The organism is Actinomadura rudentiformis, from assembly GCF_008923185.1.
Taxonomy (GTDB): domain Bacteria; phylum Actinomycetota; class Actinomycetes; order Streptosporangiales; family Streptosporangiaceae; genus Spirillospora; species Spirillospora rudentiformis.
In genome coordinates, this window is sequence record NZ_WBMT01000004.1 from 302,337 (window position 1) to 316,853 (window position 14,517).

The window sequence follows — 14,517 nt, forward strand, 5'->3', positions numbered from 1 at the left end:
AGGGCTTGGCATGAAGGTCCTGGTGACGAACGCCTCCGGCGCCTTTGGCAGGCAGCTGGTCCCCCGGCTGATCACGGCCGGGCATACCGTCCTCCGCACCGCCCTGGATGTCCTGGACGCCGCAGCCGTGCGGGAGGCGGTGCAGCGCACCCGGTCCGAGGTCATCGTGCATCAGGCGACCGCGCTGTGCGGCAACCCCGGTCTGAGCAAGGCCGACGAGACGAGCCGGATGCACCGCGAGGGCACCGACAACCTGCTGGCCGCGGCCAAGGAATCCGGCGTTCGGCGCTTCGTCCTGCAGAGCTACGCCGTCGACACGTACGCGAGCAGGAGGGAGGATGATCCGCTCGGCACGGCGGCGTCCCTGGTGGCCACGATCCGCTACGTCGAGCAGGCCGTCGCCTCCGCCGAGGGCATCGAGGGGCTGGTGTTGCGCTACGGCGACTTCTACGGTCCCGGGACATCACTCCAGCTCGGCGAGGAGTATCTCGAGATGGTCAGGAAGCGGCGCTTTCCGATCACCTGGAGGAGCTCCTTCATTCATGTCGCCGATGCGGCACGGGCCACCGTGGCGGCGGTGGAACGGGGCGCGCCGGGCATCTACGACATCGTCGAAGACGGCCCCGTACCGAAGTCGGAGTGGCTGCCCGTGCTGGCCAGGGCGGCGCGCGCGAAGCCACCGCGCCGGGTGCCGCCGTGGCTGGGCGGCGAATCCGTCACGGGGTTGTTCACAGAGAACCGGGATGCCTCGAACGCCAAGGCCAAACGGGAATTGGGCTGGGAACCGCAGGCCGCGTCGTGGCGCGACGGATTCACGCAAATGCTTCAACCCTGAGCCACCGGCTCCGTGACCAGCGCCGACTTCGGTCGAAATCCCCCGCCTTTCAGCGAATGGCCAGCTATGAGCGAGCGCAGCGCACTAACAACGGATACAGCCGAGCCACTTATGCGTCGCGACCCCATGACCTCCGCCACCGAGGCGTTCGCCGCCAACCACAAAACCGGCCCCCTCGTCTCTCGCTGAGCTCACCGGTCTCGCTTGAGCTCAGCGCTGGCTCTCGCCGTGGGACGACCGATGAGGGTCGGCGCGTACGTGCACGCGCATCCCCTGCATGCCGAACAGGATGAGAAGCTCGACCGCGCCGCCGTCGGCGCTGCCCAGCCAGTGCGGCAACGACGTGTCGAACTCGGCTGCCTCACCGGGCGGCAAGATCAGGTCGCGCTCGCCGAGCACCAGTCGCAGGCGTCCGTTGAGCACGTACAGCCATTCGAAGCCGTCGTGAGTCTGCGGGGTCGGTTCGAGCGGTTCCGGCCGCGCGGGGATGATCATCTTGAACGCATGCACGCCGCCTGGCCGCCGGGACAACGGGATGAAAGTCATCCCGAACCGCCGGATCGGCTTGAGATGGATCCGGGGGTCGCCGGTGCGCGGGGCGCCGACGAGGTCGTCCAGCGGTACGTCGTAGATACGGGCCAGCGGCAGCAGCAACTCCAGAGTCGCCCGGCGCTGCCCGCTCTCCAGCCGGGACAGCGTGCTTTCGGATACACCGGTCGTCGCCGCGAGGTCGGCGAGGGTGATGCCGCGATCGCGACGCAGAGCACGCAGCCTCGGCCCCACTGCGTCAAGCACGTCTTCTGTCGTGGGGTCCACGAGGCCATCTTGCCGGAACAGCAAGATTTCGTGCCAGATCGTGGTGGCCTGGCAAGACTGAGCGCCTCCCGACAGAAGGAGTCTTGATGAGCAGCACCGATGCGGTCACGTTCTGGGACGACATCCACGCAGCCCGAACGGCGGCCATCGACCCGCAGCCGAACGTTCGCCTCACCGAGACGGTCATAGGCTTGCCGCCCGGCGACGCGTTGGACCTCGGATGCGGCAACGGCGGCGACGCGCTGTGGCTCGCCGGCCAGGGGTGGCACGTCACAGCCGCCGACATCTCAGCGGTGGCGCTCGAACGGCTCGCCGCTCTCGCGCGCTCGGTCGGCCTGGGCGACCGCGTCATCACCGCGCGGTACGACCTGCACGAGTCTTTCCCACGGGGCGGATTCGACCTCATCTGCGCCCACTACCTGCACACGCCCTTCGACCTGGACAGAGCAACCGCCCTGCGCTCGGCCGCGTACGCACTGCGCCCCGGCGGGCGGTTGCTGGTCGTCGACCACGGCTCGACCGCGCCGTGGTCGTGGAACCAAGATCCCGGCATCCGGTATCCGAGCCCGCAGGAGGTCGCCGCAGGCATCGATCTGGACGCGGCGACATGGACGGTCGAACGGGCCGACGCACCCCGCCGGATCGCGACCGGACCAGACGGGAGCACCGCTGAGATCACCGACCACGTCCTGCTCATCCGCCGCACTGTCTGACACGGCGTCCAGCGCCGCTCCCACCACAGGAAGGGGGACCACTGTGTCCAGGACCACGCGCCGCAACCGCCGCGACACCCCGCCTCCCCGGACCGGAGGCAGCGAGACCGAGATCCTGCGCGGATTCCTCGACTACCTCCGGACCTCGATGGCCACGAAGGTCGACGGTGCGCCCGAACCGCAGGTGCGGACAGCCGCAGTGCCCTCGGGCACGAACCTGCTCGGCCTGCTCAACCACCTGACTTTCGTAGAACGCTCGATCTTCCTCGGAGACAACGTCACCGACTGGCAAGCAACGTTCCGGGCCGCACCAGCCGACAGCGTGGCCGATGTCGTCTCCCGCTACCGAGACACGGTCGAGCGCGCCAACGACGTTCTGGACGGGTGCACCGATCTCGGCGCACCCGTCCCCCGACCACAGCCGGGCCGCCCTGCCCCCAGCGTCCGCTGGGCACTCACCCACATGATCGAAGAGACCGGCCGCCACGCGGGCCACGCGGACATCCTCCGCGAACTGATCGACGGCACGACCGGCCGCTGACACCTCTCACTGCAGCTCCCCCGGCACATGCCTGACGTCAGTCAGACGGAGATCTCCCGGCTGTCACCCTCACGATCGACCAGTTGACCGCGACACTGGCCAACGCGCTGGACGTGAAAAGCGTGGCGCCGTCCCACACCTGGCAGCACGCGACGTTACGAAAGGCCTGGTTGAACTGCGCGGGGCCGCCGCCCCACCAGTACGCGATCGCGCCGCCCCGCAGCGCAGGCCGTCCGGGCACCTGCGCGCGCCGCTGACCTCGCAGAGGCGGTCAAGTGTCGGGCCAGGCACGCGGGGGCGGCACCCTTGATGCGACTGTTTCTGGGGGTGGATCTTCAGCCCAGGGCTGCCAGCTCTCTTTTCCACCTGTCCGGGTCACGGGATTCGCCGGGCGCGTTCACCTCGGCGTAGCGCACCATCCCTGCCTTGTCGACCAGGAACGTGCCGCGTACGGCCATTCCGCGGTCGCGGTCGAACACGCCGTAACGAGTGGCGATCTCGCCGTGCGGCCAGTAGTCCGACAGGAGCGGGAACTGGTAACCCTCGTCCAGGGCCCAGGCTTTCAGCGCGAACACATGGTCGGCCGAGACCCCGAGAACCTGGGCGTTGTCGTTCTGGAAGCTGCCAATCGCATCTCGTACGGCGCACAACTCGCCGGTACAGATGCCAGAGAAGGCAAACGGATAGAAGACGACGAGCACATTGCGTTGGCCCCGGAAAGACGAGAGCGTCACCTGCTGGTTGTTCTGGTCCGGCAGGGTGAAGTCTGGAGCCTCGGTACCAACCTCGGGGGGTGCCATGCGCATATCTCCTTGGTCCGCGCCCACGTCGGCCTTTCGGGGACGCCAGGCGCGATCCTATGCCCAAGATCCAGGCGACAACGCGACCGCGGCCGCTGCCAGGACGGCGGCGGCCGCGGTGAGCGGAATCGGTCAGGACTCGAGCGCGCTGACCTGCCGGTACGGCCAGCCGTAGTTCTCCAGGTTGTACTTTCCGTAGTTGTAGAAGGCCTGCATCCTTCCACACCCTCGCGGTCCCAGAGGGCGTGCTCATATACGCAGTAGTTGCCGTCGTAGCAATGAGCGCGAGCGTACGTGGAAACGTCGCCATGACGCTTGGGGACCGGGAACGTCATGACGGTTCCGGGCCACTCGATCTGGTAGATCAGAACAGAGCGTCCGCCGTTGAGGTCGCGTGGGCCAATTGCCGAGAACCGGTGATCAGATTGGCAGCGTTCCGGCGAAGTTCGGTAGTCCCCGGACCGGCGGCCTACGCCATGACACCCTGGGTCCCGCGTCACGCCCGGCGCGAAGTTGGGGCGGGCTCGGCTCGGTTCGGTCCGGAGACGCTACGCGAGTTGGCCGGTCCGCTGAGGATTCATTTGTCGCGTGGACGTCGGCGTTCCTTGAGATGGGCGGCTAGGAGTGCGGCCGTGTAGTCGGCCATGAAGCGCGGCACGCGCAGCGTGAGCAGGGTCCGGTGAACGGCTGAAGCCAGAGCCGGCCACTTGTCAGGGTCATCCTGATGACGCTGCGTGCGCGCGGCCATGGCACCTCTCTCCCCAGGAACGAACCTCCCTGAATTCAACCGTCTCAAGCCGCGCGCGATTTCAGCAGAGTCTTACGAGGTGTGAACGTTTTCCGCAGCGGTCCCAGACGCCTCGAAGGCGCGGGACGTGAGCCTGGAGTCCTGCGGGCACCGATCGGTGCCGGACCGAGTCAGTAGATCACGCCGATGGCGCGACAGATGTGGTCGGTGGCACAGGTCGGGCACCGCAGAGGCAGATCGGATGGTTCGGCCGAGTCGGCGATCGCCCGGAAGCCAAGGGGCGGGCCGGCGCCTGATTCCGGCGACAATGGAAGTCCGGCCGACATCCAGAACATTGCCGCAGGGGGATGCCTGGCGCCGCGAAGCGCATCAGACGCGTACTAGCTGGGGCTCTGGGCTCGCAGTGGCGCCAGCGCCCTCGACCAGGCGACCAGTTGGTCGAGCATCTCGGTCAGCGCCTCCTCCTGATGTGGCATCGGGCGAAGGTGCTGGTAGCCCTCAAAGTCGGTGTGCAGCCCGAGCCCGACCTGGGCCGACACGTCGGCGATCTGGAGCTCGCCCATCATCGACCGGAGCTGCTCGACGGCCCGCGTGCCGCCGAACGCGCCATAGCCGACGAAACCGGCCGCCTTGTTGGTCCATTCGGCGTACAGGTAGTCGATCGCGTTCTTCAGCGCGGCCGGAGGCGCGTGGTTGTACTCGGGCGTGACGAACACATAGCCGTCGAAGCGATCGACGATCTGCGACCAGGTCCTGGTATGCGGCCGGGTGTAACGGGCCATCAGCGGCGTGAACGGTTCGTCGAACATGGGCAGATCGATCTCAGCGAGGTCGACGATCTCAAACTCGGCGTCCTCGCGCCTGGACGCCAGATCGTGCACCCAGCGGCCGACATCGCCACCCTTTCGAGGGATGCCGACGACTTCCCCGTGGTGACCGGGCCGAGTGCTGCCGACGATGATGGCGATCTTGATGGTCATCGGGTTTTGCCTTCCGTGTCGTATCACAGTCCTGAACGACATTACGGCGACAGCACGAGACGGAAAATGCATCGACGTCTCATCTTTTCCATCGAACGTCTCGCTGCATAGACTTCTCGTGTGGACGTATTGAGTGACGTCATCTCGAGCATGCGCATCGGACGACCTGGCTTCGCGCGTGCCGAGCTGCGCTCGCCGTGGGGGATGCGGTTTCCGCCGAGCCCCGGCACCGCAGGGTTCACCGTGGTCCTGCGCGGGTCGTGCTGGCTGCTGGTCGACGGCGCGGAACCGGTCGCCGTCGGCCCGAGCGACGTGATCTTCGTTCCGCGCGGGGACGGCCACGGTCTGGCCGATGACCCGGCCACGCCGCTGGTCGAGGCCACCCGTCCGCCGGAGCCACCGGCCGGGCACCACGCCGACGTGGTCACGCTCTGCGGCGGCTACCGGCTCGACCCGAACCGGACCCACCCGCTGCTCCAGGACGTTCCCGCGGTGCTCCACCTGCCCGCGCACGTCGGCCGGCACGACGACCTGCGCGCCACAGTCGGCGCGCTCGGCCGCGAGCTCGACAAGGCTCGCCCTGGCGGCGCGGCACTCGTCCCGCTCTTGCTCGACATGCTGCTGCTGTACGTGCTGCGTGCCTGGTTCGAGGACCAGCCGCGTCGCCCCGGCGGCACGGGCTGGGCGGCAGCGTTGGCCGATCCATCGATCAGCTTGGCGCTGCACGCCATCCACCGGGATCCGGCCCACGGATGGACCGTCCAGTCGCTCGCCGACGAGGCCGGGCTCTCCCGAGCAGCGTTCGCCCGCCGCTTCACCGCCGCGACCCGTCAGCCACCGCTGGCCTATCTGACCTGGTGGCGGCTGACCACCGCGGCGAGCATGCTCCGTGCCGGCGACGCCTCGCTGGAACAGGTGGCCTCCAGCGTGGGCTATTCCTCCCAGTTCGCCCTCGCCAACGCGTTCAAGCGAGAGTACGGCGTCGCCCCCGGACGATTCCGCCGCGCGGCACGGACATGACATATGCATCCCCTGGCGCGTGTTGACCGCGCGTGGTGACCGGGGGTGTCGCTGAGTTCGAGCACCACCGTGCCGAACTTTGATCGCGGCGCGTCTCCGTAACTCCCACGCACACGTGCCGGGCATCCGGTGTGGCGCGCCCCGGGAACCGCGGGATGAGTGATCACGTCCTACCCCAGGACACGGGGAGGCACGATGGGCGGGCAGCGGGCATGGACTGCTGAGGTGTCGAAGGCCTTTTGGCGGATCATCGGGCGCCCCGGCGTCGAGGTAACGCTCATGGTGGTGACCTTTGGCGTGTTGGCCACCGTTGCGGGCACGCTCGCCTTTGACATGGTCCAGTTTGAGCGGAAGGGCGTCGAGGCTGACGGCATCGTTGTCGAGCAGCGAAGAAAGGGCATCGACGTGGTGTTCACGACCGCAGCAGGGCAGCGTGTCCGGGCCTCCATCAAAGAGGTCGACTGGGAGGGGTCGGAGCTACCGAAGGTCGGCGCCAAGGTCCGGATCCAGTACTGGCCGTCCCACCCGGCACAGGGCGCAATCGATGCACGGGGGTATGACAGAAGGATCTTTGGCGTGGTCCTTTTCGGGGGTTTTGCTGTGGCGTTCGGGATCTGGGCCTGCCTGACCCAATACCGCTCAAGAAAACGCTCAGCACAGCCCAGGAAGTCGCGGCCGAGCTGAAGCCCAATCACCCGGCCAACGCCGTGGTGCCCGAACTCACAGACACTGATCTTTGTCGTGGAGTCGTAGGCCGGTGCCCCAAGTGAACGACAAACGGTGCCCGTCCTCATGCCCAAAGCCACTCGGAGCTGGTCGTGTGGAGCATGCCATAGGTGGCGGGTACAGCGGCGGCAGCGGGTTGCGTTCGAGGCCATGATCGGGCGATGCTGGGCCGACCCCGCAGCGACAGCACTGTGGGTGAGACATGGACGTGATCAGCACAGCCGAGGTCCCGGCGGGTGAACGGTTCGCCTTCTGGCGTGAGGTGAGCTCGAAGACCGGGGCGCCCTTCGATTTACGTTGCGAACGGCAGTTGGAGAGCCGCTTCCAGGCTCAAGTCGGGATCAGCGAGTTCGGCCCCGTACAGGCGACACTGACGACCACGATGCCGCACGTGGTGCACCGCACGCACAAGCTCATCCGCCGGGCCGATCCTGAAGCGTTCTGGCTGGGCTGCATGGTGCGCGGCGGCGGCACGATGGAGCAAGGCGACCAGCGCGCGAACCTCTGCGGCGGCTGAGCGCGGTCCGCATCCCGGGTGCCGGGGTATCGGGGCGCTGACCTCGGCGTTCTTGCTCCAGCTCGCGCGGCAGTTGGACGAACTCAGCCTGTCAGACACCGCCCGGCTGTCGACCCTGACGCTGGATGTGCTCACCGCCGCGCTGGCTGATGCGCTCGAGGCTCAGAACGCGGTGCCGCCTCACACCAGGCGGCGCGCGCTGATGGCCCGAATCCACGCGTTCATCCGCGAGAACCTGGGCGATGCGCACTGACGAACATCTGACCCTCGTCGATCCGTACAGAAGCCCTCGGGGCAGTGACCCGGTCTCCCGGCCGGCGCCGCCCCGATGGCGCTGTGCACTCCTCCGCCTGCGAATGCGCCGACCCCGAAAGCGACGCCCAGTTGAACTCGCGGTCACAGATTTCCCGGCGTCAGCCGATTACCGCCTGGCTGCCTGTCCTTGCTGCGGGGCAGCGGGCGCTAGAGAGCTGACCAGGTCTGCGGCAGTGGCCGGGATTGATGCTGTTCCTCGGGCCTGGGGGCCGGTCGTCGTGGGTGGTGTTCCGGTGACCGATGGGCGTTGTTGCCATCGGCACGGTCTTCAGCTCAGGACGTTCTCGATCGTCGACAGCGCGAAGGCCACCGTGGAGTCGGCGGACATGGCGGTGCCGCGGCGGGTTGCCGCAGTGAACTTCTCGGAGCCCAGCGCGTTCCTGAGGAGACCGGCGGCCTCGGCCATGCCGTCGGCGTCCGCGCCGTAGGCGTCAGTGTTCGCGGCGCCCAGCGCACCCAGCAGTGTGGCCGCCTCCTCGTACGCGCCCATACCCACCAGGAGTTGCAGGAGGTTGCGCAGCGTCGTCCATTGGTGGTGCCAGACCTGCATGCGGTGCCAGCGGTTCACGGCGTGACGGAACGTCCGCAGGGCATCGGCCGGTCGTCCCGAACGCATGAGCAGCGCGGCAAGACCGACGTGGGCGACGTTCCCCACGAACGCGCTGTTGATCGACTCCGCGATGGCGATCACGTCCTGGTAGCGCTTGCGCGCCTCGTCGGGATCGCTGTGGGACAGCACCTCCGCCTGGGTGTACAGGGCCCACGCCATCGCATTCGGGTTGCCCATTCCCTTCGCGACGCGGAGTTGCTCATCGGCGATCGCGAGGCCGCCCGCCGGGTCGCCGGAGTACGTCCGGGCCAGTCCTTGGAACAGGAGCGCATTGAATTCGTACGGGGCGTCGCCATGGGCTCGGGCCGCCTGGAACATTTTCTCGGCGTGAGCGAAACAGTCGTCGAGGCGTCCCTCGTACAGCGCGACGGTGATTACTACCTTGAGCTGAGGAAACCGCTGTCGTTCGGGCAGGCCGGGGACACCCGCGAGCGCCGGCTCGGTCAGCGCGCGCGCACGCTCCAGTTCGCCTCGAAGAGTCAGCCCCTCCCCCACCGCCCCGCAGACGAGCGGGTAAAGGGGGTGGGTGTCAGCGCCGGGGAGTTGCAGGGCGGTCTCCCCCCAGGAGACCACCTCGTCCTGGAGCTGGCGGATCGAATAGGTGTGAAGCCCGGTGGACAGCCGGAGGGCAAGGCCGGTGTCCTTGTGCTCCACGGCCCACCGATGGGCGGCGCGCAGGTTGTCGAGGTCCGCATCGACCGCGGTCGTCCAACGGCCCTCGTGCGGTCCCCAGACGCCACGTTCGATTTCCTCGGCAAACCGGACGTAGTAGGCCGCGTGAGCGCTGTGGACCGCATGGAATTCGCCGCGTCCCTCCAGGAGTTCGCGGCCGTACGCGCGGAGCGTTTCCAGCATCGAGTAGCGGACCCGCCCAGCTGTCGAACCCGCCACGACCAGGGAGCTGTCCACCAGCGCGGTGAGCACATCAAGCAGCGATGGCTCCTCGCAGACCTGCTCGGCCGCGTCCAAGGTGAAGCCTCCGGCGAACACCGACAGCCTGGCGAACAGGCGTTGCTCCGCCGGGCTCAGCAGCGCGTAAGACCAGTCGACGACCGCGCGAAGCGTCCTGTGCCGCGGCGCCACCGTCTGCCTGGCCGTGGTGAGCAGGCCGAAACGGTCACCGCTGCGGGCGACCAGGTCCGCCGGGTTGAGGGACCGGAGCCGCGCGGCCGCCAGTTCGATGCCGAGGGGCAGCCCGTCGACCCTGCGGCACAACTCGCCGATGTGGGCGAGGTTGTCGCCGTTCAGGTCGAGATCGGGCCGAACCGCTCGGGCGCGGTCGACGAACAGCCGTACGGCGGGTGAGCCGGCCGCCTCGGCGTGGGGCGGCGGTACGGGCAGTGGCGCCGTCGGCCAGATGCGTTCACCGGACACACCGAGACCCACCCGGCTCGTTGCGAGCAGCGTCACGTGGGGGCAGCGCCGGACGACGTCCTCCAGCAGTCGTGTCACATCCTCGAGAACGTGTTCGCAGTTGTCGACCACCAGCAGCAGCCGTCTCGGCGCGAGGAAGGCGACCAGCGACTGCTCGACGCTACAAGTCGGCTGTTGCCTCGCCCCGGTCGCCGCAGCCATTGCGTGCACGACCGCCGCACCGTCGTTGACAGGCGCCAGTTCACACCACCACACACCGTCTGGGTAGTGCTCGGCCGCATGGTCCGCGGCCTGCAAGGCCAGCCGCGTCTTCCCCACGCCGCCGGGGCCGGTCAGCGTCAGGAGACGGCACTCGCGCAAGGCCGCGACCACGGCTGTGACGTCCTGCTCCCGACCGACGAGGCTCGACGGCTCGCCTGGCAGCGTGCCGTGGAAGCGCGGCGGCGTGGGCACCGCCTCAGCGGACGGCATCAACACCGCCCCGCCGTTCGGCATCGCCATCCCCTCGCCGGACGGCATCGGCACCTCACCAGCGGGCGGCGTGTGCATCCCCTCGCCGGAGGCTGTCGGCACCTCGCCCGTGGACGATGTCGACACCTCGCCCGTGGACGGCATCGACACCTCGCCGGTAGGCGCGGTCGACACCTCGCCAGTGGACGGGGCCGGCACCTCGCCAGTGGACGGCATCAGCACCTCGCCCGTGGACGGCATCAGCACCTCGCTGGCGGGCGAGGTCGACACCTTGCCAGTGGGCGGGATCGACACTTCGCCGGTGGGTGAGGTCGGCACTTCGCCGGTGGCTGAGGTCGGCATCTCCTCCGCATGCGAGGTCGACGCCTTTTGGCCGGGCGGGGGCGCCTGGATGGGACGTGGGGTCCAGTCCAGTTCGGGGTCTTGGCGGAGGATGGCGGTTTCGAGATTTCGCAATGCCGCCGAAGGCTCCACGCCGAGTTCATCGCCGAGTTGCCGGCGGAATTCGCGGAAGACCGCCAGTGCCTCGGCGTGCCGGCCGCAGCGGTACAGGGCGAGCATCAGCTGGGCACGTGGCCGTTCACGCAGCGGATGCCGCGAAGCGTAGGCCTCGATCGCTCCGGACAGATCACTGTGGCGGCCGAGGGCGAGGCAGGTGTCGAACCGCTCCTCGACCGCGGCCAGGCGCAGCTCCTCCAGCCGCCCCGCCTCCGATCTGGCGAACTCGGCGTCCGCGAATTCGGCATAGGCGGGTCCGCGCCACAGGGCGAGCGCTTCGTCCAGCAACGCGAGCGCCGCTTCCGGCCTGGCGTCGGCGACGCGGCGTGCTTCGTCGAAGAGTCGCTCGAACCGGCCGGCGTCGATCTGCCCCGGACTGATCTGGAGCAGGTAGCCAGGGGGACGGGTGATCAGCACCTCGTCGCCTTCGGCATGGAGCAGTCCGCGCAGCCGCGAGATGAAGGTGTACAGGGAGGCCGACATGGCGGGCGGGTCGTCGCCCCAGACCTCGGCGATCAGGCGGTCGTTCGAGACGACCGTGCCGGTGTGGACGAGCAGGGCCGCCAGCAGTTGCCGCTGCCTCTTGCTGCCGATCGTCACGTCGCGGTCACCGCACCGGACTTTCAGGGATCCCAGTATCCCGAACTCCACGGCTCACCTCCCTGGCGCGTCGACGTCGGCTGTCGGCCGGCTGAAAGCGAGCTGAAGTCGAGCCGCAAGGCGGTCTGTCCATCGTTGGGTCCGCAAGCGATTCATCCTCACACCGCCACAAACAGGAGGCAAGACGACAATGCACTCTGCGGAAGCGTTGTTCGACAAGCAAGTGGACCCAGCCGACGTCGAAGCGTTCTTGGGTCGTGTCGTGGGCGACACCAGCGCGTGGGTGGCCACGACCATGGCGATGATCGGAGACCGGCTCGGCCTCTGGCAGGCGCTCGCGGACACGCGGGCCACGACCAGTGCGGAGCTGGCCGAACGGACGGGCACCGTCGAGCGGTACGTCCGGGAGTGGCTCTCCTCGATGGCCGCCCACGGCTACCTGACCTACGACCCGGACACCGGGCGCTTCGCCCTCCCGGCTGAACACGTGCCGGTGCTCGCCGCCGAGGGACCGGCGTTCTTCGGTGGCTTCCACCACGCTCTTTACGGACTGGCGAGCATGCTCGGGCCGGTGGTCGAGGCCTTCCGCCACGGCGGTGGCGTGCCGCTGACCGCCTACACCGAGGACTGGTGGCATGGGCTCGAACGGGCCACCAGCAGCTGGTTCGACCATCTGCTGCCGGAGGTGTGGCTGCCTGCGATGCCCGAGTTGGATCTGGCGCTGCGGCGCGGTGCGGACGTGGCCGATGTCGGCTGCGGTCGCGGCCGTGCCCTGATCCGGCTGGCGGAGGCCTATCCGGCCGGCCGCTACGTCGGCTTCGACGTGCACGAGGAGTCGATCGCCGCCGCCCGCGCGAACGCGGAGGCCGCGGGCGTCGCCGACCGGATCAGCTTCGAGTGCCTCGACGTGACCGCCGGCATCCCCGGCGACTACGACATCATCACGACGTTCGATGTCATCCACGACGCCGTCGATCCGCTCGGCATGCTGCGAGTGATCCGTTCCGCGCTGCGCCCCGACGGCCACTACGTCTGCCTGGACATCAACGCCAGCCACCGCCTGCAGGACAACACCGGACCGCTCAGCGCCTACTTCTACGGCGTGAGCGTGCTGTTCTGCCTCACCACCTCGCTGGCGCAGGGCGGGGAGGGCCTGGGCACCTGCGGGTTCAACGAGCACACCGCACGCCGGATGTGCGCGGAGGCCGGGTTCGGCACGGTACGCCGGGTCGACGTGGACAACCCGTTCAACATCCTCTACGACATCACGATCTGAGCCATCGCATGGGGACGGGCCGTCAAGGCGCGTCCCCATGCGATCGCGGGAAGGAAGTCACCGTCATGACCATTGGCGACATGGCCGGGTTCGGCACCCTGCTCGGTATCTGGGCGCATCCTGACGACGAGGTGCACCTGTCGGCCGGCCTGATGGCGTCGGCCCGGGACGCCGGCCAACGGGTCGTCTGCGTGACGGCCACCCTCGGCGAACACGGCACCTCCGACCCCGGCCAGTGGCCGCCCGCACGCCTCGCCGAGGTCCGCGCCGCCGAACTGAGCGCCTCCCTGGCGGTCATCGGCGTCAGCGAGCACCACCAGCTGGGGCTTCCCGACGGCGGCTGCGCCGACCAGCCGTTCGACGCGGTCGTCGACAAGCTCGCCGCGATCATCGACGAGGTACGGCCGGACACCATCGTCACCTTCGGGCCCGACGGCTTCACGGGCCACAGCGATCATCAGACCGTCTCACACTGGGCGACCGAGGCCCGCTCACGCACCGCCCCCGCGGCCCGTCTGCTCTACGCCACGACTACCGCGGAGCAAATCGACGCCTGGCAGCACGTGTACGACCGGCTCAACGTCTTCCTCGCCGATGGACTCCCCCTCCGCATCCCGTCCAGCACGGTGGACGTGCAACTGCGGCTCGGAGAGGACTTGGCGGATCGCAAACTGGCGGCCCTGCGGGCACAGGCCAGCCAGACGGCGGATCTGATCGCGATGCTCGGCGAGGACACCATGCGCCGCTGGTGCTGCTCGACGGAGTCGTTCATCGACGCCGAATCCGCCGCCACGAACGCCACATGGGGCACCTGGCGCCCCCCCGGCAACCCATAACCCCACGCGGCCTGCACCGTAGTTGGTTGAGTACCTATGGCTGCGGCCTGCCCCGTGGTGAGTGAGTGAGCATGGCTAGAGCAGTCCGCCGGTGGCGCTGATGGTTTGGCCGGTGATCCAGCCGGAGTCGGGCCCGGCCAGGAAGGCGACGACGCCGGCGATGTCCTCGCCGGTGCCGAGACGTCCGAGGATGGTGTTGCGCGCGGCGCGTGCCAGGAGCCGAGGGGGAAGCGACTCCCGCAGCATCGCCGTGTCGGTCGCGCCGGGGGCGACACAGTTCACCGTGATGCCTCGGGCACCGAGCTCCAGTGCCGCCACGGCGGTGAACTGCTCGACGGCGGCTTTGGACGCGGCGTACACCGCGTTGCCCGGCGTCGGGCGGCGGACCGACACCGATGACAGGTTCACCACGCGCCCGCCGTCCTGTAGCCGTTCGGCCGCGTGCTGCAATGCCAGGAAGGTGCCCTTGGCGTTGACCGCCATCATGGTGTCGAAGTCGTCCTCGCTCGCCTCGCTCAGACGCCCACGCGGCAGCCAGACGGCGGCGTTGTTGACCAGCACGTCGAGCGGGCCGAGCAGGCTCTCGGCCTCCCGGAAAAGGTCGCCGACCTCCGCGGCCACGGCGACGTCGGCCCGCAGCGCGTGTGCTCCCGTGGCCGCCGCGACCTCGTCGGCCGCCTCCTTGTCCTGGCGGTAGCCGAAGACGACGTCCGCGCCGTCGCCGGTGAGCCGCTCCACGATCGCCCGGCCGATACCCCGGGAGCCCCCTGTCACCAGGGCCTTCCTGCCGTTCAGTGCTCCCATGGCACTCCCCTGCGATCGCTTATGGTGACTGTTAAAC

Annotated in this window: 15 protein-coding genes; 9 read left to right on the forward strand and 6 right to left on the reverse strand. The window is 68.6% G+C overall.

From position 1 onward, the window contains the following. Nucleotides 1-10 precede the first annotated feature (10 nt). Entirely contained in the window at nt 11-835 is an 825-nt protein-coding gene (locus F8566_RS10675; RefSeq protein WP_151559966.1) for an NAD-dependent epimerase/dehydratase family protein, read from the forward strand. Nucleotides 836-1,045: 210 nt separating this feature from the next. Here F8566_RS10675 and F8566_RS10680 read toward each other — a convergent pair whose 3' ends face one another. Next, nucleotides 1,046-1,651, reverse strand: a complete 606-nt coding sequence (locus F8566_RS10680; RefSeq protein ID WP_151559968.1) for a helix-turn-helix domain-containing protein — start codon at nt 1,649-1,651, stop codon at nt 1,046-1,048. An 86-nt stretch (nt 1,652-1,737) separates the two neighbouring features. Between F8566_RS10680 and F8566_RS10685 the strand changes: the two genes are divergently transcribed. After that, nucleotides 1,738-2,364, forward strand: a complete 627-nt coding sequence (locus F8566_RS10685; protein WP_151559970.1) for a class I SAM-dependent methyltransferase — start codon at nt 1,738-1,740, stop codon at nt 2,362-2,364. Nucleotides 2,365-2,407: 43 nt separating this feature from the next. Continuing rightward, nucleotides 2,408-2,905 (forward strand): DinB family protein, encoded by a 498-nt coding sequence (locus F8566_RS10690; RefSeq protein ID WP_151559971.1) that lies wholly within the window; start codon nt 2,408-2,410, stop codon nt 2,903-2,905. Nucleotides 2,906-3,240: 335 nt separating this feature from the next. Here the strand turns inward: F8566_RS10690 and F8566_RS10695 are convergent, their stop codons facing one another. The 3 genes from F8566_RS10695 to F8566_RS10700 all read right to left on the reverse strand — a co-directional run bounded on the left by F8566_RS10695 (nt 3,241) and on the right by F8566_RS10700 (nt 5,433). Continuing rightward, nucleotides 3,241-3,705, reverse strand: a complete 465-nt coding sequence (locus F8566_RS10695; RefSeq protein WP_151559973.1) for a peroxiredoxin — start codon at nt 3,703-3,705, stop codon at nt 3,241-3,243. A 577-nt stretch (nt 3,706-4,282) separates the two neighbouring features. Further along, on the reverse strand, nt 4,283-4,453 hold the full coding sequence (locus F8566_RS49775; RefSeq protein WP_192809620.1) for a hypothetical protein: 171 nt from the start codon (nt 4,451-4,453) through the stop codon (nt 4,283-4,285). 380 nt (nt 4,454-4,833) lie between these two features. Then, a complete protein-coding gene (locus F8566_RS10700) occupies nt 4,834-5,433 on the reverse strand; it encodes an NADPH-dependent FMN reductase (RefSeq protein WP_151559974.1) in 600 nt (199 codons plus the stop codon). Between the two features lie 120 nt (nt 5,434-5,553). Between F8566_RS10700 and F8566_RS10705 the strand changes: the two genes are divergently transcribed. The 4 genes from F8566_RS10705 to F8566_RS10720 all read left to right on the forward strand — a co-directional run bounded on the left by F8566_RS10705 (nt 5,554) and on the right by F8566_RS10720 (nt 7,949). After that, nucleotides 5,554-6,453, forward strand: a complete 900-nt coding sequence (locus F8566_RS10705) for an AraC family transcriptional regulator (RefSeq protein ID WP_151559976.1) — start codon at nt 5,554-5,556, stop codon at nt 6,451-6,453. 195 nt (nt 6,454-6,648) lie between these two features. Beyond that, nucleotides 6,649-7,137: a DUF3592 domain-containing protein gene (locus F8566_RS10710; RefSeq protein WP_151559977.1), complete on the forward strand. Its 489-nt coding sequence runs from the start codon at nt 6,649-6,651 to the stop codon at nt 7,135-7,137. 244 nt (nt 7,138-7,381) lie between these two features. Continuing rightward, complete coding sequence (locus tag F8566_RS10715) at nt 7,382-7,696, forward strand: cupin domain-containing protein (protein WP_151559979.1); 315 nt, start codon at nt 7,382-7,384, stop codon at nt 7,694-7,696. Nucleotides 7,697-7,748: 52 nt separating this feature from the next. Continuing rightward, nucleotides 7,749-7,949 carry a hypothetical protein gene (locus F8566_RS10720; protein WP_151559981.1) on the forward strand — a complete coding sequence of 67 codons (201 nt, stop codon included), beginning with the start codon at nt 7,749-7,751 and terminating at the stop codon, nt 7,947-7,949. A 330-nt stretch (nt 7,950-8,279) separates the two neighbouring features. Here F8566_RS10720 and F8566_RS10725 read toward each other — a convergent pair whose 3' ends face one another. Beyond that, the gene (locus F8566_RS10725; RefSeq protein WP_151559983.1) at nt 8,280-11,615 is read right to left on the reverse strand and encodes an AfsR/SARP family transcriptional regulator; all 3,336 of its coding nucleotides are present in this window, start codon (nt 11,613-11,615) and stop codon (nt 8,280-8,282) included. Between the two features lie 139 nt (nt 11,616-11,754). Here F8566_RS10725 and F8566_RS10730 point away from each other — a divergent pair, with 139 nt between their 5' ends. Together F8566_RS10730 and F8566_RS10735 are read left to right on the forward strand one after the other, a co-directional pair. Next, entirely contained in the window at nt 11,755-12,840 is a 1,086-nt protein-coding gene (locus F8566_RS10730; RefSeq protein ID WP_151559985.1) for a class I SAM-dependent methyltransferase, read from the forward strand. Nucleotides 12,841-12,905: 65 nt separating this feature from the next. Beyond that, a complete protein-coding gene (locus F8566_RS10735; protein ID WP_192809621.1) occupies nt 12,906-13,676 on the forward strand; it encodes a PIG-L deacetylase family protein in 771 nt (256 codons plus the stop codon). Nucleotides 13,677-13,751: 75 nt separating this feature from the next. Here F8566_RS10735 and F8566_RS10740 read toward each other — a convergent pair whose 3' ends face one another. Beyond that, nucleotides 13,752-14,480 carry an SDR family oxidoreductase gene (locus F8566_RS10740; protein WP_151559989.1) on the reverse strand — a complete coding sequence of 243 codons (729 nt, stop codon included), beginning with the start codon at nt 14,478-14,480 and terminating at the stop codon, nt 13,752-13,754. Nucleotides 14,481-14,517 lie beyond the last annotated feature (37 nt).

Coding starts and splice junctions, on each gene's coding strand:
- F8566_RS10675 (WP_151559966.1), top strand. CDS start 11: ATGAAGGTCCTGGTGACGAACGCCTCCGGCGCCTTTGGCAGGCAGCTG.
- F8566_RS10685 (WP_151559970.1), top strand. CDS start 1,738: ATGAGCAGCACCGATGCGGTCACGTTCTGGGACGACATCCACGCAGCC.
- F8566_RS10695 (WP_151559973.1), bottom strand. CDS start 3,705: ATGGCACCCCCCGAGGTTGGTACCGAGGCTCCAGACTTCACCCTGCCG.
- F8566_RS49775 (WP_192809620.1), bottom strand. CDS start 4,453: ATGGCCGCGCGCACGCAGCGTCATCAGGATGACCCTGACAAGTGGCCG.
- F8566_RS10700 (WP_151559974.1), bottom strand. CDS start 5,433: ATGACCATCAAGATCGCCATCATCGTCGGCAGCACTCGGCCCGGTCAC.
- F8566_RS10710 (WP_151559977.1), top strand. CDS start 6,649: ATGGGCGGGCAGCGGGCATGGACTGCTGAGGTGTCGAAGGCCTTTTGG.
- F8566_RS10715 (WP_151559979.1), top strand. CDS start 7,382: ATGGACGTGATCAGCACAGCCGAGGTCCCGGCGGGTGAACGGTTCGCC.
- F8566_RS10730 (WP_151559985.1), top strand. CDS start 11,755: ATGCACTCTGCGGAAGCGTTGTTCGACAAGCAAGTGGACCCAGCCGAC.
- F8566_RS10735 (WP_192809621.1), top strand. CDS start 12,906: ATGACCATTGGCGACATGGCCGGGTTCGGCACCCTGCTCGGTATCTGG.
- F8566_RS10740 (WP_151559989.1), bottom strand. CDS start 14,480: ATGGGAGCACTGAACGGCAGGAAGGCCCTGGTGACAGGGGGCTCCCGG.